The organism is Mesorhizobium sp. B3-1-6 (genome assembly GCF_006439555.1).
In the GTDB taxonomy this organism is placed as follows: domain Bacteria; phylum Pseudomonadota; class Alphaproteobacteria; order Rhizobiales; family Rhizobiaceae; genus Mesorhizobium.
The window spans coordinates 1-24,990 of the sequence record NZ_VFTM01000025.1 but is presented as its reverse complement, the minus strand read 5'-3'; the positions used below and the strand labels follow the sequence as shown (position 1 = coordinate 24,990).

At 59.9% G+C, this 24,990-nt stretch carries 27 protein-coding genes and 3 pseudogenes; 18 read left to right on the top strand and 12 right to left on the bottom strand.

Going from position 1 to position 24,990, the window contains the following annotated elements:
• Nucleotides 1-63 precede the first annotated feature (63 nt).
• From FJ414_RS21445 to FJ414_RS21405, 9 genes are all read left to right on the top strand, one after another.
• Nucleotides 64-918, top strand: coding sequence for a GntR family transcriptional regulator (locus tag FJ414_RS21445; protein ID WP_246672459.1), 855 nt, complete (start codon nucleotides 64-66; stop codon nucleotides 916-918).
• Between the two features lie 202 nt (nucleotides 919-1,120).
• A complete protein-coding gene (locus FJ414_RS21440; protein ID WP_140646315.1) occupies nucleotides 1,121-1,897 on the top strand; it encodes an SDR family oxidoreductase in 777 nt (258 codons plus the stop codon).
• A 27-nt stretch (nucleotides 1,898-1,924) separates the two neighbouring features.
• Complete coding sequence (locus FJ414_RS21435; RefSeq protein WP_140646314.1) at nucleotides 1,925-2,584, top strand: L-fuculose-phosphate aldolase; 660 nt, start codon at nucleotides 1,925-1,927, stop codon at nucleotides 2,582-2,584.
• Between the two features lie 62 nt (nucleotides 2,585-2,646).
• Nucleotides 2,647-3,648, top strand: coding sequence for a sugar ABC transporter substrate-binding protein (locus FJ414_RS21430; protein WP_210239677.1), 1,002 nt, complete (start codon nucleotides 2,647-2,649; stop codon nucleotides 3,646-3,648).
• Between the two features lie 68 nt (nucleotides 3,649-3,716).
• Nucleotides 3,717-5,243 (top strand): sugar ABC transporter ATP-binding protein, encoded by a 1,527-nt coding sequence (locus tag FJ414_RS21425; RefSeq protein WP_181181669.1) that lies wholly within the window; start codon nucleotides 3,717-3,719, stop codon nucleotides 5,241-5,243.
• Nucleotides 5,240-6,271 (top strand): ABC transporter permease, encoded by a 1,032-nt coding sequence (locus FJ414_RS21420; protein ID WP_140646313.1) that lies wholly within the window; start codon nucleotides 5,240-5,242, stop codon nucleotides 6,269-6,271. The genes FJ414_RS21425 and FJ414_RS21420 overlap by 4 nt, the downstream gene beginning before the upstream one ends.
• On the top strand, nucleotides 6,268-7,254 hold the full coding sequence (locus tag FJ414_RS21415) for an ABC transporter permease (protein ID WP_140646312.1): 987 nt from the start codon (nucleotides 6,268-6,270) through the stop codon (nucleotides 7,252-7,254). The genes FJ414_RS21420 and FJ414_RS21415 overlap by 4 nt, the downstream gene beginning before the upstream one ends.
• 21 nt (nucleotides 7,255-7,275) lie before the next feature.
• Entirely contained in the window at nucleotides 7,276-8,241 is a 966-nt protein-coding gene (locus FJ414_RS21410) for a sugar kinase (protein WP_140646311.1), read from the top strand.
• Nucleotides 8,238-9,005, top strand: a complete 768-nt coding sequence (locus FJ414_RS21405) for an SDR family NAD(P)-dependent oxidoreductase (protein WP_140646310.1) — start codon at nucleotides 8,238-8,240, stop codon at nucleotides 9,003-9,005. The genes FJ414_RS21410 and FJ414_RS21405 overlap by 4 nt, the downstream gene beginning before the upstream one ends.
• Before the next feature lie 1,006 nt (nucleotides 9,006-10,011).
• On the opposite strand, the gene FJ414_RS21390 is transcribed toward FJ414_RS21405, so the two are convergent.
• The 4 genes and pseudogenes from FJ414_RS21390 to FJ414_RS31865 all read right to left on the bottom strand — a co-directional run.
• Entirely contained in the window at nucleotides 10,012-10,287 is a 276-nt protein-coding gene (locus FJ414_RS21390; RefSeq protein ID WP_140646308.1) for a hypothetical protein, read from the bottom strand.
• Between the two features lie 1,031 nt (nucleotides 10,288-11,318).
• Nucleotides 11,319-11,627 carry a hypothetical protein gene (locus FJ414_RS21375; RefSeq protein WP_348640014.1) on the bottom strand — a complete coding sequence of 103 codons (309 nt, stop codon included), beginning with the start codon at nucleotides 11,625-11,627 and terminating at the stop codon, nucleotides 11,319-11,321.
• 374 nt (nucleotides 11,628-12,001) lie between these two features.
• On the bottom strand, nucleotides 12,002-12,277 hold the full coding sequence (locus FJ414_RS21370) for a hypothetical protein (RefSeq protein ID WP_140646306.1): 276 nt from the start codon (nucleotides 12,275-12,277) through the stop codon (nucleotides 12,002-12,004).
• A 342-nt stretch (nucleotides 12,278-12,619) separates the two neighbouring features.
• Nucleotides 12,620-12,860 (bottom strand): annotated as a pseudogene (locus FJ414_RS31865) (IS1 family transposase); the annotation flags it as partial.
• Between the two features lie 63 nt (nucleotides 12,861-12,923).
• Here FJ414_RS31865 and FJ414_RS21360 point away from each other — a divergent pair.
• A pseudogene (locus FJ414_RS21360) lies at nucleotides 12,924-13,619 on the top strand (IS1595 family transposase); the annotation flags it as partial.
• 272 nt (nucleotides 13,620-13,891) lie between these two features.
• Nucleotides 13,892-14,065 carry a hypothetical protein gene (locus FJ414_RS31550; RefSeq protein WP_181181668.1) on the top strand — a complete coding sequence of 58 codons (174 nt, stop codon included), beginning with the start codon at nucleotides 13,892-13,894 and terminating at the stop codon, nucleotides 14,063-14,065.
• Between the two features lie 69 nt (nucleotides 14,066-14,134).
• Here FJ414_RS31550 and FJ414_RS21355 read toward each other — a convergent pair whose 3' ends face one another.
• The 3 genes from FJ414_RS21355 to FJ414_RS21345 all read right to left on the bottom strand — a co-directional run bounded on the left by FJ414_RS21355 (nucleotide 14,135) and on the right by FJ414_RS21345 (nucleotide 15,023).
• Nucleotides 14,135-14,329, bottom strand: coding sequence for a hypothetical protein (locus tag FJ414_RS21355; protein WP_140646305.1), 195 nt, complete (start codon nucleotides 14,327-14,329; stop codon nucleotides 14,135-14,137).
• A 119-nt stretch (nucleotides 14,330-14,448) separates the two neighbouring features.
• Nucleotides 14,449-14,634: a hypothetical protein gene (locus tag FJ414_RS21350; protein ID WP_140646304.1), complete on the bottom strand. Its 186-nt coding sequence runs from the start codon at nucleotides 14,632-14,634 to the stop codon at nucleotides 14,449-14,451.
• 197 nt (nucleotides 14,635-14,831) lie between these two features.
• Nucleotides 14,832-15,023, bottom strand: coding sequence for a hypothetical protein (locus FJ414_RS21345; RefSeq protein WP_140646303.1), 192 nt, complete (start codon nucleotides 15,021-15,023; stop codon nucleotides 14,832-14,834).
• A gap of 277 nt (nucleotides 15,024-15,300) precedes the next feature.
• On the opposite strand from FJ414_RS21345, the pseudogene FJ414_RS31860 reads away from it, so the two are divergent.
• From FJ414_RS31860 to FJ414_RS21330, 3 genes and pseudogenes are all read left to right on the top strand, one after another.
• Nucleotides 15,301-15,405: pseudogene (locus FJ414_RS31860) on the top strand (ATP-dependent DNA ligase); the annotation flags it as partial.
• A gap of 246 nt (nucleotides 15,406-15,651) precedes the next feature.
• Nucleotides 15,652-16,476, top strand: a complete 825-nt coding sequence (locus FJ414_RS21335) for a Ku protein (protein ID WP_140646302.1) — start codon at nucleotides 15,652-15,654, stop codon at nucleotides 16,474-16,476.
• A 42-nt stretch (nucleotides 16,477-16,518) separates the two neighbouring features.
• Nucleotides 16,519-17,112: an SOS response-associated peptidase gene (locus FJ414_RS21330; protein ID WP_140646301.1), complete on the top strand. Its 594-nt coding sequence runs from the start codon at nucleotides 16,519-16,521 to the stop codon at nucleotides 17,110-17,112.
• A 2-nt stretch (nucleotides 17,113-17,114) separates the two neighbouring features.
• On the opposite strand, the gene FJ414_RS21325 is transcribed toward FJ414_RS21330, so the two are convergent.
• Entirely contained in the window at nucleotides 17,115-17,444 is a 330-nt protein-coding gene (locus FJ414_RS21325; RefSeq protein ID WP_140646300.1) for a hypothetical protein, read from the bottom strand.
• 44 nt (nucleotides 17,445-17,488) lie between these two features.
• Entirely contained in the window at nucleotides 17,489-18,241 is a 753-nt protein-coding gene (locus FJ414_RS21320) for a hypothetical protein (protein WP_140646299.1), read from the bottom strand.
• Between the two features lie 151 nt (nucleotides 18,242-18,392).
• Here FJ414_RS21320 and FJ414_RS21315 point away from each other — a divergent pair, with 151 nt between their 5' ends.
• Entirely contained in the window at nucleotides 18,393-18,851 is a 459-nt protein-coding gene (locus tag FJ414_RS21315; protein WP_140646298.1) for a hypothetical protein, read from the top strand.
• Between the two features lie 1,004 nt (nucleotides 18,852-19,855).
• Here the strand turns inward: FJ414_RS21315 and FJ414_RS31855 are convergent.
• On the bottom strand, nucleotides 19,856-20,206 hold the full coding sequence (locus FJ414_RS31855) for a hypothetical protein (protein ID WP_246672458.1): 351 nt from the start codon (nucleotides 20,204-20,206) through the stop codon (nucleotides 19,856-19,858).
• Nucleotides 20,207-20,646: 440 nt separating this feature from the next.
• On the opposite strand from FJ414_RS31855, the gene FJ414_RS21305 reads away from it, so the two are divergent.
• Nucleotides 20,647-20,871: a hypothetical protein gene (locus tag FJ414_RS21305; RefSeq protein WP_140646297.1), complete on the top strand. Its 225-nt coding sequence runs from the start codon at nucleotides 20,647-20,649 to the stop codon at nucleotides 20,869-20,871.
• A 445-nt stretch (nucleotides 20,872-21,316) separates the two neighbouring features.
• Nucleotides 21,317-21,673: a DUF6471 domain-containing protein gene (locus tag FJ414_RS32020; RefSeq protein WP_348640017.1), complete on the top strand. Its 357-nt coding sequence runs from the start codon at nucleotides 21,317-21,319 to the stop codon at nucleotides 21,671-21,673.
• Between the two features lie 206 nt (nucleotides 21,674-21,879).
• Here the strand turns inward: FJ414_RS32020 and FJ414_RS21300 are convergent, their stop codons facing one another.
• Entirely contained in the window at nucleotides 21,880-22,065 is a 186-nt protein-coding gene (locus FJ414_RS21300) for a hypothetical protein (protein ID WP_140646296.1), read from the bottom strand.
• Between the two features lie 120 nt (nucleotides 22,066-22,185).
• Here FJ414_RS21300 and FJ414_RS21295 point away from each other — a divergent pair, with 120 nt between their 5' ends.
• Nucleotides 22,186-22,527, top strand: coding sequence for a hypothetical protein (locus tag FJ414_RS21295; protein WP_140646295.1), 342 nt, complete (start codon nucleotides 22,186-22,188; stop codon nucleotides 22,525-22,527).
• A gap of 310 nt (nucleotides 22,528-22,837) precedes the next feature.
• Here the strand turns inward: FJ414_RS21295 and FJ414_RS21290 are convergent, their stop codons facing one another.
• A complete protein-coding gene (locus FJ414_RS21290; RefSeq protein WP_140646294.1) occupies nucleotides 22,838-24,196 on the bottom strand; it encodes a phospholipase D-like domain-containing protein in 1,359 nt (452 codons plus the stop codon).
• Between the last annotated feature and the right edge of the window lie 794 nt (nucleotides 24,197-24,990).

The window sequence follows — 24,990 nt, the reverse complement described above, 5'->3', positions numbered from 1 at the left end:
CTGGGCGTTGAATCGCGGCAAACATTCATACCGGGCGGTTTGCCCGCAGCCTGAAGACCGATGATGGAACAAGCAACCAGAATGCGCGGGCGTCCTCGTTACGACCAGGAAGATGCCGAGGCGGCCGAGGCTTTCCGCTCGATCGGCTCCAAGGTCAAGCTCAACCGCGATGAGGCCGCCCCGCTCTGGGTGCAGTTGCGCAACCAGGTCGAGGAAGCGATCAACACCGGCCTGCTGGCCGCCAATTCGCGCATTCCCTCCGAACAGGCGCTTTGCGATTTCTTCGGCGTCTCGCGCCCTGTCGTGCGCGCTGCGATCGGCTCGCTCTCCAATGAAGGGCGCATCATCAAGATGCCGCGCAAGGGCATGTTCGTCGCGGCACCGCGCGAGCATGTCGACTTCATGACCGCCAATCTCGGTGTGTTCGACGACCTGACCGCCAAGGGCCACAAGGTCTCGACCCGCACGCTGGAGATCTACCGCTGCCCGCCGAACGAGAAGGAGTCGAAGGTTTTCGGCATTCCCGCCAATGGCAGTGTTGTGCGCATCAGCCGTGTCTACATGACCGACGGCGCCCCAATCACCATGACGCGCATCAGCCTGCCGGGGCACCGGGTGCCTGGCCTCGAAAACATCCTGTCGGAGAACCAGTCGATCTTCGGCACCATCCGCGCCGTCTTCGGCCTGACCGTGAAGCGCGCCGACCGCTGGCTGCGCGCGGCACTTCCGACTAAGGAAGAGGCCGATCAGATGGGTGTCGCGGCCAACACGCCGCTGATCGAGATCGAGTCGATCGCTTATGACGCCGACGGCGCCGCGCTCGAATATTATGAGGCCTTCTACAACTCCTCCGTGGCTCGCATCCACATGGCGGTCGAGCAGCCTTCGGCGACGGTGAATGGCGTCGACCGCACCTGATCACGGATCATTCAAAAAAGATTGCTGTTTTCTGGTTATAACCAGATTGACGGACCCCGGAAGCTTCTGTAACGTGCTCGCCATGGGGTCGGGAGGAGCCTGACCCCGGAGGCATTATCAGGACCGGTCGGCTTGCGGCGCTGCCTCGGCGGCGAGGGCGAAATGTTGCCCGCGCTCGAGCCTGTCCTGATGGAGGACGTGCATGGATTACCGGTCGCAATTCGACCTGACGGGCGAGGTCGCCGTCGTCACCGGCGGCGCCAGCGGCATCGGCTTGGAGGCCGCTAAGGCGCTCGGAACTTGCGGCGCGAATATCGTCCTGCTCGACATGAATGCGGATGGGCTGAAGGCCGGCGCCGAGGCGCTCGAGTCCGCCGGTATCGTAAGCGTCGATGGCCGCGTGCTCGACGTCACCAATCCGGAAGCCGTCGAGGCGATGGCTGCCAAGGTCGTAGCTGACTTCGGCAAGGTCGATATCCTGGTCAACAGCGCCGGCATCGCGCGCCTCAACACCGCGCTCGACACGCCGGACGAGGAATGGCGCCTGGTGATGGATGTCAACGTCAACGGCGTCTACTGGGCCTCGCGCGCCTTCGGCCGCTCGATGGTCGACCGCAACAAGGGTTCCATCATCAATCTCGGCTCGATGTCGGGCCTGATCATCAACCGCCCGCAGACGGCGCCGTCCTACATGGTGAGCAAGGGCGCCGTGCACATGATGACCAAGGCGCTCGCGGTCGAGTGGGCGAAATTGGGCGTGCGCGTCAACGCGCTGGCGCCGGGCTATGTCGGCACCGAGATGACGCTGAAGATGCGCGAGCGTCCCGAGCTCTTCAACACCTGGATCGACATGACGCCGATGGGCCGGCTGGGTACGCCGAAGGAGATCGCCTCGGCGATCCTGTTCCTGGCCTCACCGGCCTCGAGCTACGTCACCGGCGCGATCCTGTCGATCGATGGCGGTTACACGGCCTGGTAATTGGCCTCGCAAGGATTGGTATATCGCATGACCGTTTCGGATCTAGAGGCGCGCCAGGCCATCATCGATGCCTGCATCCAGATGAACGCGCTGGGCATCAACCAGGGCACATCCGGCAACATCAGCCGGCGCCATGGCGAGGGCATGTTGATCTCGCCGACCAGCACGCCCTATGACACGCTGCAGCCGGAGGACATCGTCTTCATGGGGTGGAACGGCGAGGTCGACGGGCGCCTGCCGCCATCCAGCGAATGGCGCTTCCATCTCGACATCATGAAGGCGCGGCCGGAGGTCAACGCCGTCGTTCACGCCCATCCGACCTACTGCACCACGATCGCCATCATGGGCAGGAAGATACCGGCGATCCACTATATGGTCGCGGTCGCCGGCGGCAGCGACATACGCTGCGCGCCCTACGCCACCTTCGGCACGGCAGAGCTTTCGGCGTATGCGGTGGAGGCGCTGCGCGACCGCAAGGCCTGCCTGCTTGCCCAGCACGGCATGATCGCTGTCGGATCGAGCCTCGCTCAGGCCATGTGGCTTGCCGTCGAGGTCGAGACGTTGGCGCGCCAGTATCACGGCGCCCTGCAGATCGGAGAGCCGCCGGTGCTGTCCGACGAGGAGATCGAAAACGTCATCAAGCGCATGGCGAGCTACGGCCTGCGCGACAAAGAGGCCGCCGCCTGAGCGGCGGCCATCAGGCAGAATCCTCCGGAAGGCCCGGAGCGATCAAGAAGGGAGGAAATGAAATGACCAGATCCATGAAAGGCCTCGTCAAGGCACTCGCCCTGGCGTTGGCGGCGGCTTGCAGCCTTGCCGCCGTCTCGGGCGCAACCGCCGAGGAGCTGTCGCTCAAGGGCAAGCGCATCGGCGTCTCGGCCATCGGCACGGACCATTATTGGGACCTGATGGCCTTCAAAGGCATCCAGGACCGCGTCAAGGAGCTCGGCGGCGAAGTCATCGCGCTCGACGCCGGTCGCAAGGACCAGCAGCAGATCGCGCAACTGCAGACGCTGATCGCGCAGAAGCCCGACGCCATCATCGAGCAGCTCGGCAATCTCGAAGTGCTGAACCCGTGGCTGCAGAAGATCCGCGATGCCGGCATCCCGCTGTTCACGGTCGATACCGCCACCCCGCACGCCATCAACAACACGACCTCCAACAATTACAATATCGGCGCCGAGATCGCCTTGCAGATGGTCGCCGACATGGGCGGCAAGGGCAATGTGCTGGTCTTCAACGGCTTCTACAGCGTGCCGGTCTGCAAGATCCGCTACGACCAGCTGAAATATGTGCTGACCTCGTTCCCGGATGTGAAGATCGTCGAGCCCGAGTTGCGCGACGTTATCCCCAATACGGTGCAGAGCGCCTATTCCAACGTCACCGACATGCTGACCAAGTCGCCCGAGAAGGGCTCGGTCGGCGCGGTCTGGGCTTGCTGGGACGTGCCGCAGATCGGCGCCACGCAGGCGGTCGAAGCCGCCGGCCGCAACGAAGTCAAGACCTATGGCATCGACGGCAGCCCGGAAGTCATCAAGATGGTGATGGATCCGAAGTCGTCCGCCGGCGCCGTGGCAGCGCAACAGCCCTATGAGATCGGCAAGACCTCGGTCGACAACGTCGCCAAATACTTGGCTGGCCAGAAGGTGCCGCCCTTCACTTTCGTGCCTTCGGTGCTGATCAACAAGGAAAACGCCGCCGAAAAAGGAAAGCCGTTCCTCGACGCCGCCGAGAAGGCTGGCGTTAAATAGGACGGAACGAAACGACGGGCAGCCCAACGACTGTGGCTGCCCGTCATATCCAACCAGGATTGACGGCCATGCAGACAGCAAAGCGTGACATTGCTGTATCGATGACGGGCATATCGAAGCGGTTCGGACCGGTTCGCGCGCTGGAAAACGCCAACCTCGAGATCGCGCGCGGCTCGATCCTCGGCCTTGTCGGCCAGAACGGTGCCGGCAAGTCGACTATCATCAAGGTGCTGGCCGGCATCATCAAGCCGGACAGCGGCACCATCCTCATCAACGGCGAGACCGTCAGCACGCTGACGCCGGCTTCGGTCGAAAAGCTCGGCGTGCATTTCATCCACCAAGACAGGCTTTTGGTGCCGACCGCGACCGTCGGCGAAGCTGTCTTCCTCGGCCACGAAATCGGCCTCGGCCCGTTCGTCAGCCGCCGCGCCATGGAGCGCAGGGCCGCGGACCTGTTGAAGCGCTTCTTCGGCATGGAATTGCCAGCGGGAACCCTTGTGAAAGACCTGACGACCGCGCAGCAGAAGGTCGTGCAGATCACCCGCGCGCTGGCTCAGAAAGCGTCGGTGCTGGTGCTCGACGAGCCGACCGCGGCATTGGTCAAACGCGAGGTCGACAGCCTGTTCGACGTGCTGCGCCGGCTGCGCGACGACGGCATCGCCGTGGTCTTCATTTCCCACTACATGCAGGAGATCGAGAAGCTCTGCGACCGCGTCACCGTGATGCGCAACGGTACCGATGTCGGCACGGTCGATCCGCGCCAGACGTCGATCGACGAGATCATCTCGATGATGATCGCCCGCGATGTCGGCGAGATGTTCCCGAAGCGCTCGGTCACTCTAGGCGCCCCGGTTCTGGAGGTTTCCTCCCTCCGCCTCGGCGGCAGCTTCGAGAATATCGGCTTCAACGTGCGCGCCGGCGAGATCGTCGGCCTCACCGGCCTGCTCGGCTCCGGCGCCAAGGAAATCGTCCAGTGTCTGTTCGGCCTCAAGACAGCCGATGGCGGCCAGGTCAAGGTCGAGGGTAGGGAGCTTGCGTTGTCGACGCCGGTCAGGGCGGTGCGCGACGGCATTGCGATGCTGCCGGAAGATCGCCGCGCGCATGGAGTGGCGCTTGGCCTGTCGGTGCGCGAGAATATTTCTTTGGCCAGCCTGCGCCGCTACTCCAGGAGCGGCATGGTCAGCCGCGGCTTGGAGAACAAGGCGGTCGACGGCCTGATCAAGGAACTGTCGATCAAGACGCCGCATCGCGACGCGCTGGTGCGCGAGCTCTCTGGCGGCAACCAGCAGAAGGTGGCTTTGGCCAAATGGCTGAGCTGCCAGTCGCGCGTCTATGTGCTGGACGAGCCGACAGTCGCCGTCGATGTCGGCGCCAAGGTCGAGATCTACAATCTGTTGAACCGATTGGCGGGAGAGGGCGCGGCGATCCTGCTTCTGTCCTCCGACCTGCTCGAACTGGTCGGCGTCTGCGACCGCGTTCTGGTCGTCTATCGCGGCAGGCTCGCCGGCAGCTTCTCCGGTCCTTCGATGAACAGCGACGCGCTGCTCGCCGCTTCGTCCGGTGCGCGCTCGATCACCGGTGGAATGGCCGCATGAGCGCGACTGTTCTCCACACCGAAGTCGGCGCGTCCGATGAAAAGCAAGCCGCCGTCAAAAGCGCGGGCCGGCGCTTCGGCGCGCTGGTCGTGCGGCTTGGCGCGATCGCCGCCTTCGCCGCGATCATGGCCTATTTCGTCATCTTCGCGCCGGGCTTCACCTCGACCTTCAACCTGATCAATGTCGTCGAGCAGTCGGCGATCCTAGGCGTGCTCGCCTATGGCATGACGGCCGTCATCATCGGCGGCGGCTCCGATGTCACCGAAGGCGGCATCGACCTGTCGATCGCCGCCAATATGGGGCTCTGCGCCGCCGTCTACGCGACACTTTTGTCGATGGGCTATGGCGACTTTCTTTCGGTGCTCGCGGCCATCGCCGTCGGCATGGCGGTCGGCGCGTTGAACGCCCTTGCCGTGGTCGGCCTCGGCATCCTTCCCCTGCTTGCGACGCTTGCCGTACTCAATGTCGCGGCCGGCATGGAACTCACGCTCACCCAGAACACGGTCGTCGGCGCATCCTCGCCGCTGCTCGGCGTGCTGGTTTCGGGAAGCTTCCTCGGCATCTCGGCGCTTGCCTGGGCGCTGATCGTCTTCTCCGCTATCATGATCGCAGTCGTCCACGGCACGGCATTCGGGCTCAGGCTCTACGCTGTCGGCGGTCATCCCGAGGCAGCGCGGGCGGCCGGTATCGGCGTCCCGTTCTACGTCTCCTTCACGTACATCCTCAGCGGCTTCTGTGCTGCTGTAGCGAGCATCCTCACCGTCTCTCGCCTGTCGGCCAGCACACCCGGTTCCGGCGAGCTGCTCCTGTCAGTGCTGGCGGCGGCATTGCTCGGCACGGTCTTTTCCCGCCGCTTCGTGCCGACCATGGGCGGCACGCTGCTCAGCGTGCTGTTCATCGGCCTTCTGGCCAACGGCTTCCAACTGCTCAACGTCTCCAGCTATTGGGTCAACGGGGTGCAGGGCGCGCTGATCCTGCTGGTGGTGGCGATCACATCCTTTGCCCGCGGTTCGGAGGGTTCGCGATGAGCGTCTCGGCCAACAAGAACGCAGCCAAGGCGAGCCTGCGCGGCTTCCTCGCCAAATACAGCGTGCTCATTGCCTTCGCGGCCATCGTCATCTTCTTTTCGGTGGCGAGCCCGACCTTCCTGACGCCGGCCAATCTCTTCAACGTGCTGGTCAACAACGTCGTCATGCTGGCGATCGTGGCGCTGGGGCTGACCATCGTCATCTCGTCGGGCGGCATCGACCTTTCGGTCGGCGTGTCCGTCGACATGGCAAGCATGATCTTCGTCATGCTGCTGGCCGCCGGCTACAGCGGCGCGGTCGGCGTCGCGGGCGGGCTCGGCGCCGCGCTGATCGTCGGCCTGCTGAATGCGATCCTCATCACCAGGCTCAACATCAGCCCCTTCCTGGCGACGCTCGGCGTGCTCTTCATCGGGCAGAGCACGCAGCAGCTCGCCACCAGCGGTGGCCAGCCGATCTATCTAACAAGCGGCTATGCAGCAGACCAATTCAACGCCATTGCCCGCACCGCTATGTTCGGAATACCGACGCCGGTCATCGTGCTGATCGTCCTGGCGGTCGCGGTCCATCTCCTGCTGCATCGCGCGGTCTTCGGCCGCTATGTCCAGGCCATGGGCGCCCAGCCCGGCGTCGCCTGGTATTCCGGCATCCGCGTGCCGCGCGAATTGTCGATGGTGCATGTGCTGTGCGCGCTGCTTGCCGGCATCACAGGTATATTGTTGTCCGCGACGGTGAAGTCCTACGTGCCGCTGTCGGGCAACGCTTTCCTGCTCGACGCGATTGGCGCCACCTTCATCGGCACGACGCTCAGCCGCGAGCGCAAGCCCTCGGTGATCGGCACGCTGCTCGGCGTGCTGCTGCTCGCCATCGTCAAGAACGGGCTGCTGCTCGTCGGCTGGAATTTCTACTGGCAGCAGGTCGGCATCGGCGTGCTCGTCTTCCTGGTGCTGGCCGCAAGCTTCGGCCTGCGCCGCGCCGCCCATTGAGTTCGAAAGGTCCAGTCAGCCATGCCACAATTCGACGTCAGCTCGATCGGCTTCTACGTCCTCGACATCCTGGGACGGCCGGTCTCGCGCATCCCCGAAGGCGGCCGCGCCGACTATATTGAGGAAATCCGCATGACTGTCGCCGGCACGGCCGGCGCGACCGGGATGGACTGCGCCATCCTCGGCCTGAAGACCCGGGCGGTCACCACGCTCGGCACCGACGACATGGGCGACTGGTTCCTGGCCAAACTTCAGAAATATGGGCTGGAGACGAGCCTTGTGCGCCGTGACGGCAGCGTCCAGACGTCATCCACCATCCTGCCGGTGCGGCCGAACGGCGAGCGGCCAGCCTTGCATGTTCCCGGCACCGCCACCCTGTTCGAGGTCGCCTATGCCGATCTCGACGCGGCGCTCGACGCCACCGTCGTCCATGTCGGCGGCACCGGCCTCCTGAAGCGCTTTGACGGCGAGCCGACCGTCAGGCTCTTGAAGCGCGCCAAGGAGCTTGGCCGCGTCATCACTTTCGATCTCATCCAGGCGACGCCGGAGACCTGGAAGCTGGTCGAGCCGTGCCTGCCCTACATCGACTATTTCGTGCCCAGCATCGACGAGGCCGGTGAGATGGCGCATGACCGCGATCCGGCCCGCGTCGCTGCCTTCTTCAAGGCGAGGGGCGTGAAGAACTGCATCCTCACGCTCGGTGCCGGCGGCGTCTATGTCTCGCCCGAGCATCGCGACGATTTCCATCTGCCGGCCTTCGAGGTCGAGCTGTTCGACACCACGGGCTGCGGCGACTCCTTCACCGCCGGCATCATCGTCGGCATCGTCAAGGGCTGGGACCTGAGGCAGTCCGCACGCTTTGCCAGCGCCGTCGCCGCCAAGGTGGCGATGGGGCTCGGCTCCGACGGCAAACTCGTTTCGTTCGACGACACGATCGCGGCGATGAACTCGCTTCCGGTCAAGACATCAAAGGTGGAAGCAGCATGACCATTCTTCCTGAGGCCAAGGGCAAGACGGCTCTCGTCACCGGCGCCAGCCGTGGCATCGGCAGGGCGCTCGCAAAGGGGCTCGCCGAAGCGGGCTTCGACGTTGCCATCACCGATCTGCAATCGCAGGCGGCCGAGCTCGACGTGACCAAAGGCGAGATCGAGGCGGCCGGCCGCAAGGCCTATGTCTACACGATGGACGTCAGCAAGAAGAAGGACATCGAAGCCACCGCGCAGGCGCTGCTCAAGGCTGCCGGAAGCATCGACGTGCTGGTCAACAATGCCGGTATCCTCAAGCCCAGCCTGCTGCAGGATCTCGACGAGGCCAATTGGGACGCGCATTTCGACGTCAACGCCAAGGGCGTGCTGATGATGTGCCAGGCGGTGCTGCCGCATATGCGCGCCAGGAAGTCGGGCAGGGTGATCAACATCGCGTCGATCGCCGGCCGGCAGGGCGTGCCGACGCAGGGCCACTACGCCGCGACCAAGGCGGTGGTGATAACGCTCACCCGCGTGCTGGCGCAGGAGGTCGGCATGGACGGGGTCACCGTCAACGCGATCTGCCCCGGCATCATCCTGACCGAAATGGGCAAGAACAATCTGGGCAGCGAAGCCGCCATCCGCCACTGGGAGGACGTCGCCGCGCTGAAGCGCCTCGGCGCGCCGGAGGATATCATAGGCCCGGCGCTGTTCTTCGCCTCCGATCTCTCGGCCTTTGTCACTGGCCAGGCGCTCAACGTCGACGGCGGCATTTACTATCACTGACCGCTCGCTGAGTTGGCCCGCGCGGTCGCCATATCCGCTTCGCTCCGAAGCCGTCGAGACTATGCGGGCTGGAACGTCGGCTTCGTAGTTTACCTCAACCATCCCCTAACCGGACCTTCCGCTTCCGTGAAGAGTTTCGGGCACCGGCAAGCGTACGAAAGTCCCCGAGGAAGGAACCCGTGGGCCACAGGTGATGGCTATGGGGATTTCGGATTTTGGCAGATGTCGGCAATGGCGCGACCGGGGAACTCTGGGGTGAATACGGACAGACCGCTTCGTTGCGCCTCCGCGCGGTGTTGTCGGGACGGTGGGCGGCCGGGCGCGGCTCTGTCGGAGTCGATCATCACCATAGATGTGTGTCGATCCGCTGCCGGAGGCTGAGTGCCCGCAGCTGAAGGCTGAACCATTCCATGCCGGGACATGGCGTGCTGCTCCCGGTCGACCGGGAACCGTGTGGCGGTTCGCGCGGCTGCCTCCATCGTTCGAACACCTCGATCACGATCATGCGGCCGTCACAGCATGGGCATGGCGGGCGGAAGTTGTCCGGTTCGTCCGTGGTGTCATCGTCGGACGGTACGGCTACGTTGAGGAGTTCACGAGCAAGCGCGAGGCTGGCCTTGCGAGCGGAACCGGCAAGCGATTCGGGAATACCTACACCCTATCCGATTACATCAAACGCCTGACTGAGCGGATTGACCAGTTGGAACAGCGTCAACTGAAGCAAGCAGTGCCTTAACATTTGTGAAAGCGCTCGCCGCCCGCTGCGCGTATTGTGTTGGTTCGTCCCTTTGGTGGGTCGAGACCATAGCCAACCTTTGCCCGCTGGCCCTGGCCGGCGGGCTTTTTCATTTGATATTTGAGCGCACCGCTTGGCTCGGCGCCGCGTCCCTTGACGGAACCTTTGACACCTGCCACTTGAGAATTGCCAGGATGGCTCCTGGTCATTTCAAACCTACCTCCAACCCCGGCTCCGGCCGGCGGGTTTTTTGTCGGGCGGTGGCCTAGTCTAGGCGTGGTCAGCCTCCGTTTGCGGGATGTAGAGCGCGTTTCCTGAAGGCACGTTCGCCGCGAACTGAAGCGTAAACAGGAGATGATTTTCATCGTCCGTCATATTCATGATCCAAGGCGTCATACCCTCCCAGAAAGAGCGCTTGCTCTCGTTTATCATCTCGCCCGCAGCACGCACGGCTTCTTGCCGCGCCGCGTCCAGATCCGGGAGATCGACACCATCTCCGTCGGGGATGAATTCGCCGTTGTCGACGTGGAAATAATAGGTTGTCATGATGCTTTGCCCTTGTTGGACAGGCCCAAACTGTTGCGGGGCAACTTTGTTTCTCCCAGCTTGGCAACCAAAGAAGGCCAGGGGACAGTGTCATGGTGTTTGAGGGATCAACCGAAACCGGGGGAATTCCCATGAAGAAGGCCTGCGAGAAGCCCATGCTGGTGCGCCAGGGCAAGCTTTCCGCAGTCGTTGCAACGGCGTCTGTTGTAGTCGTCCTGCCGCCAGGCTGACGACACCGCATTTTAGCGCCCGTCGGCTCCGGCCGGCGAGGCTTTTACATCATCGGTTTGTCGGGTCGCTATCAGATGCCTGTGCTTCTCGAAGAGGTGTAGCTTCTCGGCGTATCCAAGCCTCACCGCCGCCTTGCAGGACAGGCATTTGAATGAGGAAATGGTCTTGAACCATATGCCTTTTCGAACGATCGCGCGTTCGCATCGTGGGCATTCAAAGGTGAGATATTCGTCTTCAAGTTCTTGAGGAAGCGGCAATCCGGCACCTTTTGAATGATGGATGCCCACCATCATCGCAGGTAGTGGCGGGCATCCATGACCTGGCGACGAAGGGACTATGCTCGCCAGCACCTCCTAATGAAGATCTGCGGAAGATGTTTCGCCTTCGGGACTTATGAGTTGGCGGATAAGACGTTCGTCCGACGGATATTACGACTGACGGAGCAAGACACAGGTGTCGAGGGAACTACTCGGGTTTTGCGCTGTTGCTGAGTAGCCTGCCGCGCACGTTGCCAGTTTGCGCGCCCAGGCTACTCCAGTAACTGCCCGCTGGCTTTGGCCGGCGGGCTTTCTTGTCTTGACAACCAGCGGTGGCGCCGGTCATTTTCACCGCGTTTGAGGGATCTTCAACCTTGGGGGAGTTTTCAGCGAAGAAGACCTACGAGAAGCCCGTCCTCGTTCGCAAGGGCAAACTTTCCGTTATCGTTGCCGGACCGTCTGTGCCTCCGCCTGAGCCGGCTTGATCCATCACCGATCAGCCGAACTGCATAATCCCCCAGGTTCCGGCCGGCGGGTTTTCTTTTAGGACGCCTTGTCGATGAGCGGCGCCTTCCGCTTCGGAGGCACATAGCGCGTCTTCAGAGTGACTATTTTGGCATCGACGGTGACACGAATGCCGAGGTTCACGGTGACCTTTGCCCCATCGACATGCGTGACATCGCCACCAGCTCGATCGGCCGACCCTTGCTGACCTTCGATGTCCGGTCGAGGATCGAATGCGGCTGGTTGTAGCCAGGGATTGCGACGCTGACGCGATCCTCGGGTGACTCGCCGGCGCACCGTCGCCATGATCGCGACCTCGTCGCCAATGTTGATGTTACCCTTCGCCATGCCCTTGAGTGTGCGACGGCTGGGTTCGTCAAGCCTTCGCTAATATTCTCGCTGCCTGCTCATTCGTTGCCTTCCTGGCGGCGCAAAGCCTGGACGCCGCCCCAAGCTAGCGGCCCGACAGTTCCGCGTTGGGGTGCGTGGGTTAAACCGCCGGGCCTAACCGACTCGTAGGGGAGAGTCGGCTAATCGGAAGCTAAATTAGCATAATTGCATTGACATAAGTTTTTATGTCTTTCCACCGGTTTCGCTGCCGAGTTCGCGCTGCTTTCCGCTGTCCCCCGACCAGCCTGTCGCGCATCTTTCCACTTAGCGAACCCTACTCCAGTAACTCTGCCGCTGGCTTTGGCCGGCGGGCTTCTTTGTCGGGCTCAACCCTAGTCGCGCTCAGCCTCCATGCGCGGGATGTAGAGCGCATCGCCTGAAGGCACTTTCGCCGCGAACTGAAGCGTGAACAGGAGATGATTCTCATCATCCGTCACATTCATGATCCAAGGCGTCATATGCTCCCAGAAAGACTGCTTGCTGTCGTTTATCATCTCGCCAGCAGTGCGCACTGCTTCCTGCCGCGCCGCGTCTAAATCCGGGAGATCGACCCCTTCAGGGTCGGGGACGAAGGTGCCGTTGTCAACGTGGAAATAGTATCTGGTCATGCTGCTCTGGCCCGTGAACAAGCTCCAACGCTCTCAGCGCAACTTTGTTTCTCCCGAGATTGGGTAGTGGGTCAGTTTGAAATTTGACGGCGATCAGTGCAGGCTCTTCAAAAGCGCATCAATCTCCTCTGGCCAATCCGTCGGCACCAGAAAGAATGGATGTAGCTCGCCACTTGCGCGCGGACTTCCTGGTTACCGATGACGGTAAGGGGATCGCGTTGCATCAGTCACTCCCGCAAAAAAAGGAAGAGCCGAAGGCGCCTCCGGCATACCCTCACTCCGGCTTTTCCCGATGAGCGAAGATGCAACCGGGACCACTACATGCCCAACCACCCAGCCATGTTAATGGTTGCGGCTCTCAGTTCCTATTTCGGCAACGCGCTTTTTGTAAGGGCACCGAGTTGTCGTCTTCTCGACTTCCTTAGCCTCGATTAGCGCGACGATATCGCCAATCTCCCAAAGCTTGTCAGTCACACCAGCGGCCATTGCCGACGTCATGCGGTAGTGAGGCGTGGATGCGAACAAAGTTGTAATACATGAAGTGCAGCGCTACCGCGTTGGCGTGGGCTTCCACCTTCTTTGAGAGGCGATTATCTGGTTGACAAACCCAAAGTGATTACGTAGGGTAAGGACATAGGAGATTTCCATGTCCATTCTGTCCCGCCCCGAGTTCCATGACGAAGCAAAGGCTTTCGAGCATGTGGAGTCAATACTGTGGCCGAATGGTCCGGTTTGCCCCAAGTGCGGTAGCGTTGATCGCCACTACGCATTGAAGGGTGTTCGCACTAAGCCTTCCAAGAAGAACCCGAACGGTGTCGAGCGTCACGGCCTGTACAAGTGCAGCGCCTGCCGCTCGCAGTTCACCGTCCGCATGGGAACGATCTTCGAGGAAAGCCATCTGCCGCTGACCAAGTGGCTACAGGCCATCCACCTTATGTGCGCCTCTAAGAAGGGTATCAGCGCTCACCAGATGCACCGCATACTCGAATGCACCTATGAGGCAGCTTGGTTCCTGTGCCACCGCATTCGCCTTGCAATGGCGTCTGGCGAGCTTGCCCCGATGGGTAGCAACGGCAAGACCGTCGAGGTTGATGAGACCTACATTGGTCGTCTTAAGGGCACTCCTGTGAAGCCCGGCGGCGGCTCTCACAAGAATACCTTTGTCACGCTGGTAGAGCGTGGTGGGCGCGCCCGTTCCTTCCACGTTGATACCGCCCGCATTGGCACGATCATGCCGATTGTCCGCGCCAACATCGCCAAGGAAAGCGCGTTGATGACGGACGAGGCTGGCATGTATCGCCGCGTTGGCCAGGAATTCGCCTCGCATGATGTCGTGACGCACTCTAGAATCGCCCGAAACCGATGAGGGTGCAGGCAAGCCTGACCCCGAAGTTGATAAGGGTAAAGTCATGGAAAACAAAAACCAATCGCCAGCTTGGGACCCATTCCCGCAGACCCCGCCCCCCGCCGGCTCAGCCGACGTTAAAACCAATCGTTTTCGATATGGGAAACCGTGTCGGGTCACTACCAATTCGACAACGCCGACGATCTGTCGGAGTTCATTCAAAAGCTGGAAAAAATCAAAGGGCTGATGCCATCGAAGCATTAGGGATCATGAAAGAAAAAACCCAAAAAGAGAAATTCGAGGAGGCTGCGCGCGAACTCGGCACCGACCAATCCGACGAAGCCTTTGAGGCTGCCGTCAATAAGATCGCCCACGCGCCCAAGCTCACCAACGAGCAGATAAAGGAACTGGCGCGCCGGAAGCGCGACAAGGCCAAGGACTAAGGCAATCGCCCTTCGTTCGCGATATGAGCGCAAGCTAACGTAAGGTCATGCCGGTACAGCGTCGGCCGCCTACTGGTGACTTTCGCTTTGCACTATCCATTCCACCAAGTCGGGATCGACAGTCGATGAGCCGGTATATGTAGCAATCAGCTGCGCGGCCAATTCTCGCCACTTGCTCTCCGGCGTGCTCTCGTCCTTCACGGCCTTATGGAAGGCCGTCCGCAAGATGTCGGCATCGAATGGAGATAGGCCGCGTTTCGCCATTGTCCCCTCATAAATGGCGGGGCGAAAACCATCCCCCGCGAATGAGCGATTTATATCCCTACACGACCTATTTCGCGAGTCTCACCGTTGCATGAGCGAGGAGCGGGCCAACGATGCCACTAATGCGTCGAGTCGTCGTCATCCCCTTCGCCTTCCTCCGCTTCCTCAAGAGCCTTGAGTAGCGAGACGAAGTTAAGCGGCAACACCGGATCGATTTCCAGCCCTAAAAGCTTGTGTAATGCGCGGCGGTTTTGCTCGTCTCGGATCATCGAGCGGATGGCTTCGCCGCTAGCCTTTTGTGCCATGAGATTTCGTCCCCGAATCGGATCCAACTCCCGTTAGCCAGGAAGGTTCCAATCCAGTCGAAAGTTTTGGCTGTGCGGCCTGTCGAGGACCATATTCCCATTTCACTTAGCGCAAGCTAACGCAAGGTCATGCTGATGCGGCTTGCATGCCCCAAAAGCTCCGGCGCCGACCCCTCAGCGCCGGGACTTTTTCGTTGTTAAGACCGTGTGACGTTATTCAGACCTAGGCGCATGCGCTGTCCTTCCGCGTAGGATAGCGCATATTCTTCCACTTCAAATGATCGGGTGAGTTCTTGGTCGTTTTCGATGACGCGGACGAGCCATTCGCCAGAGACTTCCGCCAGTTCGACCCGCGCGGCCGGGCTGCGGAATAGAACCACGTTATCCATCGCAGTGCCTCCCCAGAGAGCAAGGGTAACGTCGATTTTTATAATTCCGTCGAGATCGGTTGTTCAAGCTGATTCGATTGTACGTTTTCATACCAAGAGATAGCTTGCCGGCCCGTGCTGATTATATTCCTATTTCGCTTTGGGTTTTCAACCAGATAATCGCCCTTTGAGAAGCCGTTGGTCAGGCGCGTGAAGCGGCGCATATGCATCCGCATGGTGGAACGGAAACGGCCATGCCATATTGAATCAAATTCGAAATGGCGTCGGGGTAACCTCGGTGCGTCTGACGTTCATACCGCCGTTGATGCCGACGCTCGTGGACAAGCCGCCAGAAGGCGATGGCTGGATGCACGAGCTCAAGTTCGACGGCTACCGCTCTCAGTAGCTCAGAGAGGATTGGAGTGCGGACCACGGCTCACCTGGGAACAAGTTTGGCCCTGCCGGCCTGTGTTCCAGGCGGACGCGTTCCCCTCTCGCCGCCGTTGGCTCAGGCCAGATGCCCGTCGCTGCATTTCCTTCCGACGACGGGCATCTTCTTGCATCTGCGCGTCTTTGAGCCGACGCGGAACCATTGTGGCGAGGCCAAGTTTCCCCCGTCAGGATGTTCCACAAATCATGAGTTGGCCAAATGGCGGCACCACGCGCGGTATGGAAAGGATTCCTCAAGGTCGGATCGGTGACTTGCGGGGTCAAGCTGGTCGGGGCGACCACCGAGGCCGGCAAGGTCCATTTCAAGATCCTGAGCCGCGAGGACGGACTTCCCGTCAAGAGCGCCTATGTCGACGAGCAGACAGGCGACGTGGTTCCCGCGGAAGACCAGATCAAAGGCTATGAGGTGGAGAAGGGCGAGTTTCTCGAAATCGAGCCGGACGAAATCAAGAAACTGAAGCTCACGTCGCAGCACACGCTCGATGTTGAAGGGTTCGTTTCGACTGACGAGATCGACACGCGCTATCTGGAAAAGCCCTATTACGTCATTCCGGCCGACGGCGCCGCTGTGGAGGCGTTTTCGGTGCTGCGTGAAGCCATGGTCAAGAAGCGGGTCGCGGCGCGATCCTGCGTTGTCCTCTACCAGCGCGGCAGGGAGGTGATTATTCAGCCATTCGGCAAGGGAATGCTGCTGACCGAACTGCGCACGCATAACGAGATGATTTCGGAAAACAGCGTCTTCGACGATCTGAAGAGCCCGAAGTACGACAAGGATTTGCTCGAAATTGCCGGGCTCCTGATCGACAAGAAGGTGACTAAGTTCGACCCATCGAAGTTCGAAGATACCTATGAGGATGCGTTGATCGCAATGATCGACGCCAAGCGCAAGGGCAAGAAGCCGCCCAAGCCGGCACCGAAACCCGAGGAGAATGTTGTCGACCTCGCCGCCGTACTGAAGAAGAGCCTCGCCAAGGAGGGCATTAGGCCGGCGCCAAAGTCGAAGCCTGCACGAAAATCGGCCTAGTAGCTTCCCAAGATCATCTTCGTCGTTTCCGCGGGAAACTCCATGTGCAACGACTACGAGCAGCACGTCGCCTGGGCAGAATATTGCCGGATGATGGAATCGTTGGCGCTGAATATCCCGACCCATCAAACCGAGCTTGATCTTCCCCAAGCTGACGACATTCGCATCAACGATCCGGCGCCGATCATGCGTGCTGCCGGGGACGGCGTTGAACTTGCGTCGATGACGTTTGGTTTTCCGCCGGCCGGCCCGAAGGGAGGGCCGGTGTTCAACTTCCGGTCCGAAGGACGTCGTTTTGCTGACAGCAAACGCTGCCTCGTGCCGGCATCGGCGTTCTTCGAGTTCACGGGCACGAAATATCCAAAAGCCAAACACCGCTTCACGTTGAACGGTGCTCCATTCCTAACCATTGCCGGGCTCTGGCGTGAGGCGGCCGGCAACAAGCCGCCCACCTTCACGATGTTGACGACCGATCCTGGGCCGGATGTCGCGCCGTATCACAATCGGCAGGTGGTCGTTCTTCAGCCTGAGAATTGGAGAGGCTGGCTCGATCTGTCGAGACCGGAAAGCGAGTTGTTGCGACCCTTGCCGGCGGGATCATTATCCGTTGAAACGGTGCGGCCAGAGCGCGCCTGAGTTCAGTTCCGCAGAATTTCCGGCACATTGAGCGGTCCAATCGCGAAGATCCGCTGATAGACGCCGTTGCGGCGCCAGGCGCCACGTGCTCGGCCATTCTCACGGTCATGCTTGGGATCGAACATGAACCCGCCGAAGTGGTCAAGGAAGGCGGCGGCGGCATCGCGATCTGCGAAACAGTGCAGTCGCCATTGCTCCTGCTTGCCGTCTTCCCAGATCGCAATCACCGATCGCGTCCGGCATGATAGCCCTTGCTCCTCGAGAAACCGTCGGATCAGCGTGAAGTTGTATGCTGTGCAGATGTCGTCGGGCAGGGCGACCTGGTGCGGCATCTCGCGATCGATGACCGTTGGCGGCGGAATACTGCGATTTCGTCTCACCATGCCGGGGGCAGAAAACTGTCAGCCTGCAGGCGCATTGCCGCGAGTGTAAGTGCAATTGCCGCGTTGGCAGGAGGCTTCTCCATGTGTTGATAGCCATCTGAGCAACGCCACGCAGCCACGCTCAAATCGTCGTGCTCATCCCTGTCGCGATCCGGCTCGATGATGCGAGCATCGCATGGTTCGTGGTCGACTTCGATCGTCCATTTGGGAAGGGATTTTTTCGTGATCTCCAAAATCTGTGCCAGTTTGCCCGTGAGACAGGGGAGCTCCATTTCGGCCGCGTCTTCGGGTGTGCACGGCCCATCGATCCAGCCCATTACGCAACAGGTATCGATATCGAGTTGCCGGTCGGGACCGATGGCCGTCTCCAAGCGCTCGATGATCTCCCGGTATCGCCCCTGCCTGTCCGGCCATGTAGCAAGGTTCGCCGTCTTCACCCTCGGTTCAACTGGACCGATCCCCAAAACCCGGTGCGGGCGAACGACCTTGTCTTCGGGCCATCCCGCACAGCAAGCTTGGCAAGCGGCGCGTTCGGCCTCGTACCAGACGCTGGCTGCCGTCTCCTGTTTCTTGCTGGGCTCTGGAAAGTCAGGAAATTTCTCTTTCATCCAGGGATCGGCTGCCAGCATCCCGTTGACAGCATCTTCGTATGAAATTCCCGAGCGGGCGAAAACAGCCTCCGCGGCCGCGACGCCGCGGCACAACTCTTCCCAGGTTGCATTCTCAATCACCAGTCGAAGCGGCATTCCTGCCTCCTGTGGCTATCATGCAAGAAGTGAACAAAATAGGAACAAAACTGTCAAGCTGCCATTGACCGGCTAGGAATTTGTTCTCTATTCAAAGGGGATCAGCATTTCGGAGGAATAGGCGGTCGCCCAAGCGTCCGGCTGCGGAGCTATGTGGAAAACAGCAGAGGACAATTTCCGAATCGAGGTGTGGGATCGCGACGAGGTCGCCCTTATCGAAACCATATCGCGATCACCGGATTTCGTCGTGTCGCAGGCCGGATGGCAGGCGGCAATTCGGCGTCGGCCGGGAATGCTGCTCATTCATCGAAACGCCAATTACGCAATGGAGAAGCTGCTCACACCTGGCGAGCCAACAGTTCCTCTCGAGACGATAGTGGACGGTAGCATCCACGCCGGTCTCGATGTGGCGCTTGGCGATCTCCGAAGCTGGCACACGCTTCGGGCCTGGTGCAAAAACTGCTCGCATCGTGCATCGGTGAAACCCGAGGCGCTCATCAAACGCTATGGCAAGGCCGCGCTGTTCAGTTCTGTGGAGCGGGCGCTTTTTTGCACAAGTTGTAATCGAGGTGGACCAGTTCGCCTCGAAATCCTGTCGCTGCCTCGATGAACGGCTTGGACAGCGACTTTCCAGGTTGAGGTTGGAACAACGGTGGCAAGCGAAGATTAGGACACCCTAACGCATGGGAGCGCGGCGATGAGGTTCGAGACAATGTGTGATCCAGCCGATGAGTGGCTGGTATATGACCGGTCGACGGATTTGCCCGCACTCCGCTACGACAGTTTGCTTATCGGGCTGTCGCGAGCGGAAGCGGAGCGCTGGGCTCATGAGGCCAATTCGCTGAAGGCCTCGGAACCAGCATATGAAGCTAGCGTTGCTGATGAAACCGACGTCACCAGGATTCGACAATGCCCAACAATATTTCCCGACACGAAGAGCAGCGCGGCACTCGAAATGTTCTAATGTGGGGCGCTGTTGCAGCCCTGGTGATATTCGTGGTGTTGTTGGCTTTTATATTCTGGCCCGCTGTAACACCATAACCTAGGTGGACCGGCCGCGTTCGACGGCGTGACGTTCACGCCGCCGGCGCCGGGTGCTCCGCATTTTGGGATACGGAGATGCCACATACATCCCGTCATTCGGGTTACTTACCGCAACAGGGACAAATATCAGGAGCGAACGATATTGTGGTGTCGCTCTTTATCCGGCGATTTGCGATGGAGTTTCCCAAGTCGCGCTCTAACTGGTCGGCAATGTTAGCGACGGCATTGCCCGTGATGGTGTTAGTCGCTATCTGACCGGTTCTAGCCTGCCTCGAAAACTCCCGAAGCATCTTTCGAAAACGATCAACTTGCATTATCCCATCCCTTGCAAACTAGTACAGAAGGGTACGCTAAAGCATTTCTGACACCAAGGCTATTGGCTACCTTGGAAACCATTGCTCTCTTGTTTCTCGCTGTGCGATCCGCGCTTTCGCTTGCGACGTGACTCTGATGCGCTACCGCGCTTGTGATCCGACCCAGTCTTAAGCACCCCTGGAGCATTTCGTTAGAGCGCTTCGTGTCAGTGGACGCTTGCTGCTTCGGCAGCCCTAACGAATTGCCCGTGCTTTGTCATTCCTTCGCCAGCCGGCCTTCAAGCTCTTTCATAAAATGGGCTTCGTTGAGCAGCATTTCCCAATCGGTGCCGAAACGCCCAATAAGATCGTGGGCTTGCTCGTTGGAGATGTTTGCTTCTCGGGACAACCGGTCTGCCAAGAGATCAAAGGTGGCGGGATCTGCCTCGAGCAAGCTGCCATCGCGATGCTGCATCGCCGCCGCGATCACTTCGAAGACGCTGCCGACTTCCTCATAGATTTCGCTTATCGCGATGCCCTCTCGGTCCGCGGCTTCCATAGCCTGGTCGGCTAGATCGTTTATCGCGGCCGGGTCGTCGGTCACCGCATCCGGCAGATGCTCTGCCATCCATTTGTCGAAGAAATTTATCCCGCGAGTGCTCATCTCGCCATAAGCGGCAGGCGAACATTAGGTTCCGCTGATAGGAGAAGCTCCGATTTGAGCCCGCCACCGTTGAGGGACGATAGCGGGCTCTCGGGCTGTGGGCAGCCCGAAGGCAGCGCGACCGTCTGGCGAGGTGAGCTACCCGACGGACTAAGCCGGTGATGTGGCTTATGTTCCATCCCCATTGTTGCCACGGTAGGCAAACAACTCACGGTGAGCTGTGGACGGGAAACAGCCGAGGGCTGAAATACAGCCGCGTGTCATTCATCGTTCATTCATAATATCAGCGGATTCTCATAAGCGGGCATGCTGATGCTCCTCAACTGCAAACACCAGACTGTGGCAGGCCGCGGATTCGGGCGGCGGCGAAACAGGCACGGGCGGGGGGAGGAGGACTGACCAAAATGTCGAATCGAGAAATCGGAACATCCCGTTCGCTCGGAATGCGTGTCGCCGATCTCAAAGCCAGGATGCGGGACGCCCGCATCACCGACCATGAGATCAAGACCTTCCAGAAGGTCGCGGCCATCATGGCGCGCGGAGAAGGTTCCTTACGCATCGACGCGGACGACTTGATCGCCGCGTCCTTTCTCACCGAGATGACGGTGGGCGAACCGACGCTGACCTGAGAGCATGGCCATCCCTCCCGACGCTGGCACGGCTACCCGCCGCCAGGGATGGTAAATTTCCGCCCAATCAAAGGCCCGTCGACCGATGCCGATGGGCAGCCGGGAAGTAGCCTGCCACGCAAGGCGTGCGCGGCAGGCAGTGCGAGAACTACGGAAATTCTGCGTCGTTCCGCGCATCGCTGCCCCTTGCTGGTCAGCTGTATGGACGTGAGACGAACGTCCCACCCTGGAACTCAAAAGTTCCGTCTGCGAACACATTTCAGAAACCTCCATCAGAGTGGGCTGGTCCCTTCATTGCAATTCGGGGATCACCCTAAGGCGGCGTGGGCAACCTCTCGCTCTGTAGACGCTTTCGATGATTTGAAGCACTTCGTCGCGTGGTAGCCCACATCGCCGGGCGTAAAAATCGGCCTCAAGCAGCCGCTCCTCCGATACGCTCGCGGTAATTAGGATCGCTTTCGTCCCCATCGGATTCGCAACTACGGAACAAGAATGGGCCGAACGGGAGGCGCGTCATCTGAAGGTCGAACTAACGCGGGCCGATCTGACATATGACGAGCTGGCCGAGCGTATGAAGGCACACGGCTTCAAAGAGACAAAGGCCATCCATATGATGCCGAAGAAAACCGCGCCGATCATGCTAGCCACCCGCTGGCATGTGGGTTTAGTTCTGTCGCCGCGCCATAATACCGCAGTGCTCCTCAATCGTCGCCCTGATCAACTGGAGCGCGGCGCGGCACTCGGGATCGTTCTTCATCCGAAGAGTCTGGGGCGGTGGCGGCGCACGTCAAGCGATTGCTAATGGAACATTCCGCCGTCTCAGAAATTGCTCTTGCACGGCGCACTTCGGACGAGCAGCGCGCTGGGTCGGAACGATTGCAACCGTTCCGGCGAGAGCCCGTTTCCCACAGGGCGGGCTCTCACGCCGCCTTGAGTTGTTTGCTCTTCGTCTGCCATGGCGTTCTCCTCCTGGTCAGGAGGAACCATGTATATTGCAAATGTTCCGATTTACCGTTTCGAACGCTTGCGGTGCTTAGATTTGTCCTGCTTTTTGAAGCCCGTCGCGCTGTAGGCGCTTTCGATGATTTGAAGCACTTCGTCGCGTGGTAGCCCACATCGCCGGGCGTAAAAATCGGCCTCAACCAGCCGCTCCTCCGAAACGCTCTCGGCAATTAGGATCGCCTTCTTCCCCATCGGATATCTCCAAGGCCATGCTGGGTTATAACCGATTCTCGGGAAGACTTGTTCCAGCGAATGCTAATGGAACTGAAACTTCATCGCGTTATTGAGTGAAATCGTAGAGTTGGGGCTGTGATGCTTGAGCGCGCCGACGGTGAACGGTTGCCCATTATCCATCCAATGAAGCCCAAGCTCTTCAGGGATCCTCCGAAGGGCGAAGACTGGATTCATGAGGTCAAGCAGGACGGGTACCGAACGCAGATTAGGCCGGCGCTGCTCCTCCGGAGCGGAACATTAGGCTTGTCTAACGGTTCCCATCCTAGTGCGTTTTCCGAGGATAGAGCGATGGCCGTGCTAGCGTTTGATTTCGTCTATTTCTGCCGACTGACAGGGGCCGATCTCTTAGGCGGTATCGTCTCACTGTTGGCGTTCCTCATGCTCTACAACGTCATGGCGGAAGACCGTCCAAATCGGTAGGCTGAGCGGCGCTCCAGTCCTCACTATGGCTCGTCGATGCGCGGCGTTTTTCTCTTCGGCGGCACGTGGCTTGTGAAGAGGCGCACGGCATGGACTTTGAAGGTGATCCCCAGATCATTCCCGTCTGAGTGGATCAGCTTTCTACAGAGCATTGCCGCAGCGCTCGACAAGCACCTAACAAGCTTCAACGAAAGCAGACATCACCCGATCAGCCGATAGCGACCGCTCCCGCCAGATTCCTTCGCATCTCCTGGCCTCCAGCCGACGACCACCTTCCGACGGTCTTACCCGATCGGGCGGCGATCGTGTGCTAAAGCTGGGAATGCAGTCGGCTAGCCATCCAATCCGTCACCCTTTCAGTCCAGGGGCGGGCTTGCCATTCCTCGAGGCTGATCTGCTTAGACCGTGCTAGGTCCCGGTTGAACAGATCGATTTGGGTTTGTCCAAAGTCCTTGCCATAGATATTCAGATTGGCCTCATCGTTAAGACCAAGGGATCGCTCATCAAGGTTGGCGGAACCGAAGCTCGCCCAGACGTCGTCGACGATCAGCAGCTTAGGATGGTACATCGTGGGCTGGAACTCATAAATCCGCACGCCCGCCTTGAGTAATTCGCCCCAGAAGTAGCGCGAGCCCTTTCGAACGATAGGAACATCCGTCAGCGAGTTGGGGACGATGATATCGACGATCACGCTCCTTTTTCGGGCATCCAGTATCTGCTGCAGGGCGATGTCGTCCGGAACGAAATAAGCCATTCCGATCCGCAAGTGATCCTTGGCAGCAGCCATCGCAGCCAACATCATCAGCTCCATGTCTTCGGAGCCATTTGGTTGCGAAGACAAGATAAGTTGAGCGCTCAGGTTCCCCGCAGCTGCGAGCGGCGGGTAGAACTTCTCGCCCTGCAACGGCTCGCCCGCGGTCTCCAGCCAGTTTTCGGCGAATGCCGCCTGGAATGCGGCTGCGGCACGTCCCTCGATGCGGTAGTGCGTGTCACGCCACTCTGTCGGATTGCGAGCGTCTCCGAGCCAATTGTCCGCAATGCCGACACCGCCGGTGAACGCTATCCGACCGTCGACGATGAGCAGTTTGCGATGCGTTCGGTTGTTCACGCGATCCAGGGTATACCAGTAGATGGGCCGGTAGCGCTGGAACCGCACTCCAGCACTCGTCATGATGTGGATCAGTTCTTCATCGAAGGGGAGACTGCCGACCCAGTCGACGAGCACACGAACCTCGACGCCTTCTCGGGCTTTCGCCGCCAAGGCCACGGCGAACTCGTAGCCCACCTTTCCCGACCAATAGATGTAGGTTTCCATGTTGATGGTCGAACGCGCAGTGCGGATGGCTTCCAGCATTGCTGGAAAGATCTCATCGCCATTGACCAGCGTCTGCACCGCGTTGGCGTCGAACATTTGTCCCTGGGAATAGCTGGTCATGCTCCTCGCGAATTGAGGATCGGCTGCGTCAAAACGGTGGGGAACGATTGCGCGGATACTCCGGGAATCGGGGATCAAGTTCATCACGATCACAGTGATCGAACTCACGACAATCGCGATGGCAACATACTTAAGTACGTCGAACCAACGACCGATCTTTCCTCTGAGTACGGTCGGCTTTTCCCGAGTCAAACCCTTACACCCCGTGCCGCCCGCGCTGTGGATGGTGGCCATGTGCAACACAAGAACTTCGAGTGCGACGGGAGGTTCCGAGCTGAGGACGAGGGCCGCTATCCTTTGCGCCCGCGCAATTCACCACACATGAATGCTGCAGCGGCGGAAGCGGTCCGACCGCTTGCGGCCGACAACAGACATGGCCGCTTTGCGCCGCAAAGCGGTCGTCAACACGGGCTTTTCCCTCACCTGAAAGCGATGGTCAAATTGGACCGGCGTAATGTCCGTCGCGATCCTGACGGACTTGGCCATAGTCGTGTCAGGGGTGATCAAGAGCTACGAAGTCAACGCATAGCAGTAATAAAAGAACAGAGATGTTTGGACCAAATGACTGAAAACTCTGATCCAGAACATTGATTGTGGCGGCTTATAGATGGTCTATTTCTTGGTAAAAGGCCGCGAATTCCAAGTTTATTGAGTGTTTTCGTTGTCATTAGCTATATGAATATCAACCATTAAAAAGGGTTGGATTGACAAAATCCACACCATAGCTGGTTGTCAGCAGTACTGACTTGAATTCGTATCACGGTGGCATGGGATGGTGGGCGGCGAACCGGACGACGTGCGGGTGAAATCTGCCGGCACTGAGTGGGTAGTCCGCGTCGTCGAAAAGGGGACCGCAACCATTCACCTGTTCGAGGTTCAGACCTCAGCGGAAGCCTTCGCCGATGTCGAAAGGAGCAGGCTGGGTTTGCCCGCACAGCCACCGATTGACAATGGGTACTAATCGGCTCGACCATTCGTAAAGTCGAGGCCGACTGCTCGGCCACGTTGCTGCATGATGCTCACAAGGG

Excerpts from the sequence above, each read along its gene's own strand:
- FJ414_RS21370 (WP_140646306.1), bottom strand. The coding sequence starts at position 12,277 with ATGACCAGATACTATTTCCACGTTGACAACGGCACCTTCGTCCCCGAC.
- FJ414_RS21320 (WP_140646299.1), bottom strand. The coding sequence starts at position 18,241 with ATGCCGCTTCGACTGGTGATTGAGAATGCAACCTGGGAAGAGTTGTGC.
- FJ414_RS21355 (WP_140646305.1), bottom strand. The coding sequence starts at position 14,329 with ATGGCGAAACGCGGCCTATCTCCATTCGATGCCGACATCTTGCGGACG.
- FJ414_RS21430 (WP_210239677.1), top strand. The coding sequence starts at position 2,647 with ATGACCAGATCCATGAAAGGCCTCGTCAAGGCACTCGCCCTGGCGTTG.
- FJ414_RS21300 (WP_140646296.1), bottom strand. The coding sequence starts at position 22,065 with ATGGGGAAGAAGGCGATCCTAATTGCCGAGAGCGTTTCGGAGGAGCGG.
- FJ414_RS21445 (WP_246672459.1), top strand. The coding sequence starts at position 64 with ATGGAACAAGCAACCAGAATGCGCGGGCGTCCTCGTTACGACCAGGAA.
- FJ414_RS21425 (WP_181181669.1), top strand. The coding sequence starts at position 3,717 with ATGCAGACAGCAAAGCGTGACATTGCTGTATCGATGACGGGCATATCG.
- FJ414_RS21405 (WP_140646310.1), top strand. The coding sequence starts at position 8,238 with ATGACCATTCTTCCTGAGGCCAAGGGCAAGACGGCTCTCGTCACCGGC.
- FJ414_RS31855 (WP_246672458.1), bottom strand. The coding sequence starts at position 20,206 with ATGGCAGAGCATCTGCCGGATGCGGTGACCGACGACCCGGCCGCGATA.
- FJ414_RS21350 (WP_140646304.1), bottom strand. The coding sequence starts at position 14,634 with ATGGCACAAAAGGCTAGCGGCGAAGCCATCCGCTCGATGATCCGAGAC.
- FJ414_RS21420 (WP_140646313.1), top strand. The coding sequence starts at position 5,240 with ATGAGCGCGACTGTTCTCCACACCGAAGTCGGCGCGTCCGATGAAAAG.
- FJ414_RS21440 (WP_140646315.1), top strand. The coding sequence starts at position 1,121 with ATGGATTACCGGTCGCAATTCGACCTGACGGGCGAGGTCGCCGTCGTC.
- FJ414_RS21335 (WP_140646302.1), top strand. The coding sequence starts at position 15,652 with ATGGCGGCACCACGCGCGGTATGGAAAGGATTCCTCAAGGTCGGATCG.
- FJ414_RS21290 (WP_140646294.1), bottom strand. The coding sequence starts at position 24,196 with ATGGCCACCATCCACAGCGCGGGCGGCACGGGGTGTAAGGGTTTGACT.
- FJ414_RS21415 (WP_140646312.1), top strand. The coding sequence starts at position 6,268 with ATGAGCGTCTCGGCCAACAAGAACGCAGCCAAGGCGAGCCTGCGCGGC.
- FJ414_RS21305 (WP_140646297.1), top strand. The coding sequence starts at position 20,647 with ATGTCGAATCGAGAAATCGGAACATCCCGTTCGCTCGGAATGCGTGTC.
- FJ414_RS21325 (WP_140646300.1), bottom strand. The coding sequence starts at position 17,444 with ATGCCGCACCAGGTCGCCCTGCCCGACGACATCTGCACAGCATACAAC.
- FJ414_RS21295 (WP_140646295.1), top strand. The coding sequence starts at position 22,186 with ATGCTTGAGCGCGCCGACGGTGAACGGTTGCCCATTATCCATCCAATG.
- FJ414_RS21435 (WP_140646314.1), top strand. The coding sequence starts at position 1,925 with ATGACCGTTTCGGATCTAGAGGCGCGCCAGGCCATCATCGATGCCTGC.
- FJ414_RS31550 (WP_181181668.1), top strand. The coding sequence starts at position 13,892 with ATGAAAGAAAAAACCCAAAAAGAGAAATTCGAGGAGGCTGCGCGCGAA.
- FJ414_RS21330 (WP_140646301.1), top strand. The coding sequence starts at position 16,519 with ATGTGCAACGACTACGAGCAGCACGTCGCCTGGGCAGAATATTGCCGG.
- FJ414_RS21345 (WP_140646303.1), bottom strand. The coding sequence starts at position 15,023 with ATGGATAACGTGGTTCTATTCCGCAGCCCGGCCGCGCGGGTCGAACTG.
- FJ414_RS21410 (WP_140646311.1), top strand. The coding sequence starts at position 7,276 with ATGCCACAATTCGACGTCAGCTCGATCGGCTTCTACGTCCTCGACATC.
- FJ414_RS21315 (WP_140646298.1), top strand. The coding sequence starts at position 18,393 with ATGTGGAAAACAGCAGAGGACAATTTCCGAATCGAGGTGTGGGATCGC.
- FJ414_RS21375 (WP_348640014.1), bottom strand. The coding sequence starts at position 11,627 with ATGGCGAAGGGTAACATCAACATTGGCGACGAGGTCGCGATCATGGCG.
- FJ414_RS21390 (WP_140646308.1), bottom strand. The coding sequence starts at position 10,287 with ATGACAACCTATTATTTCCACGTCGACAACGGCGAATTCATCCCCGAC.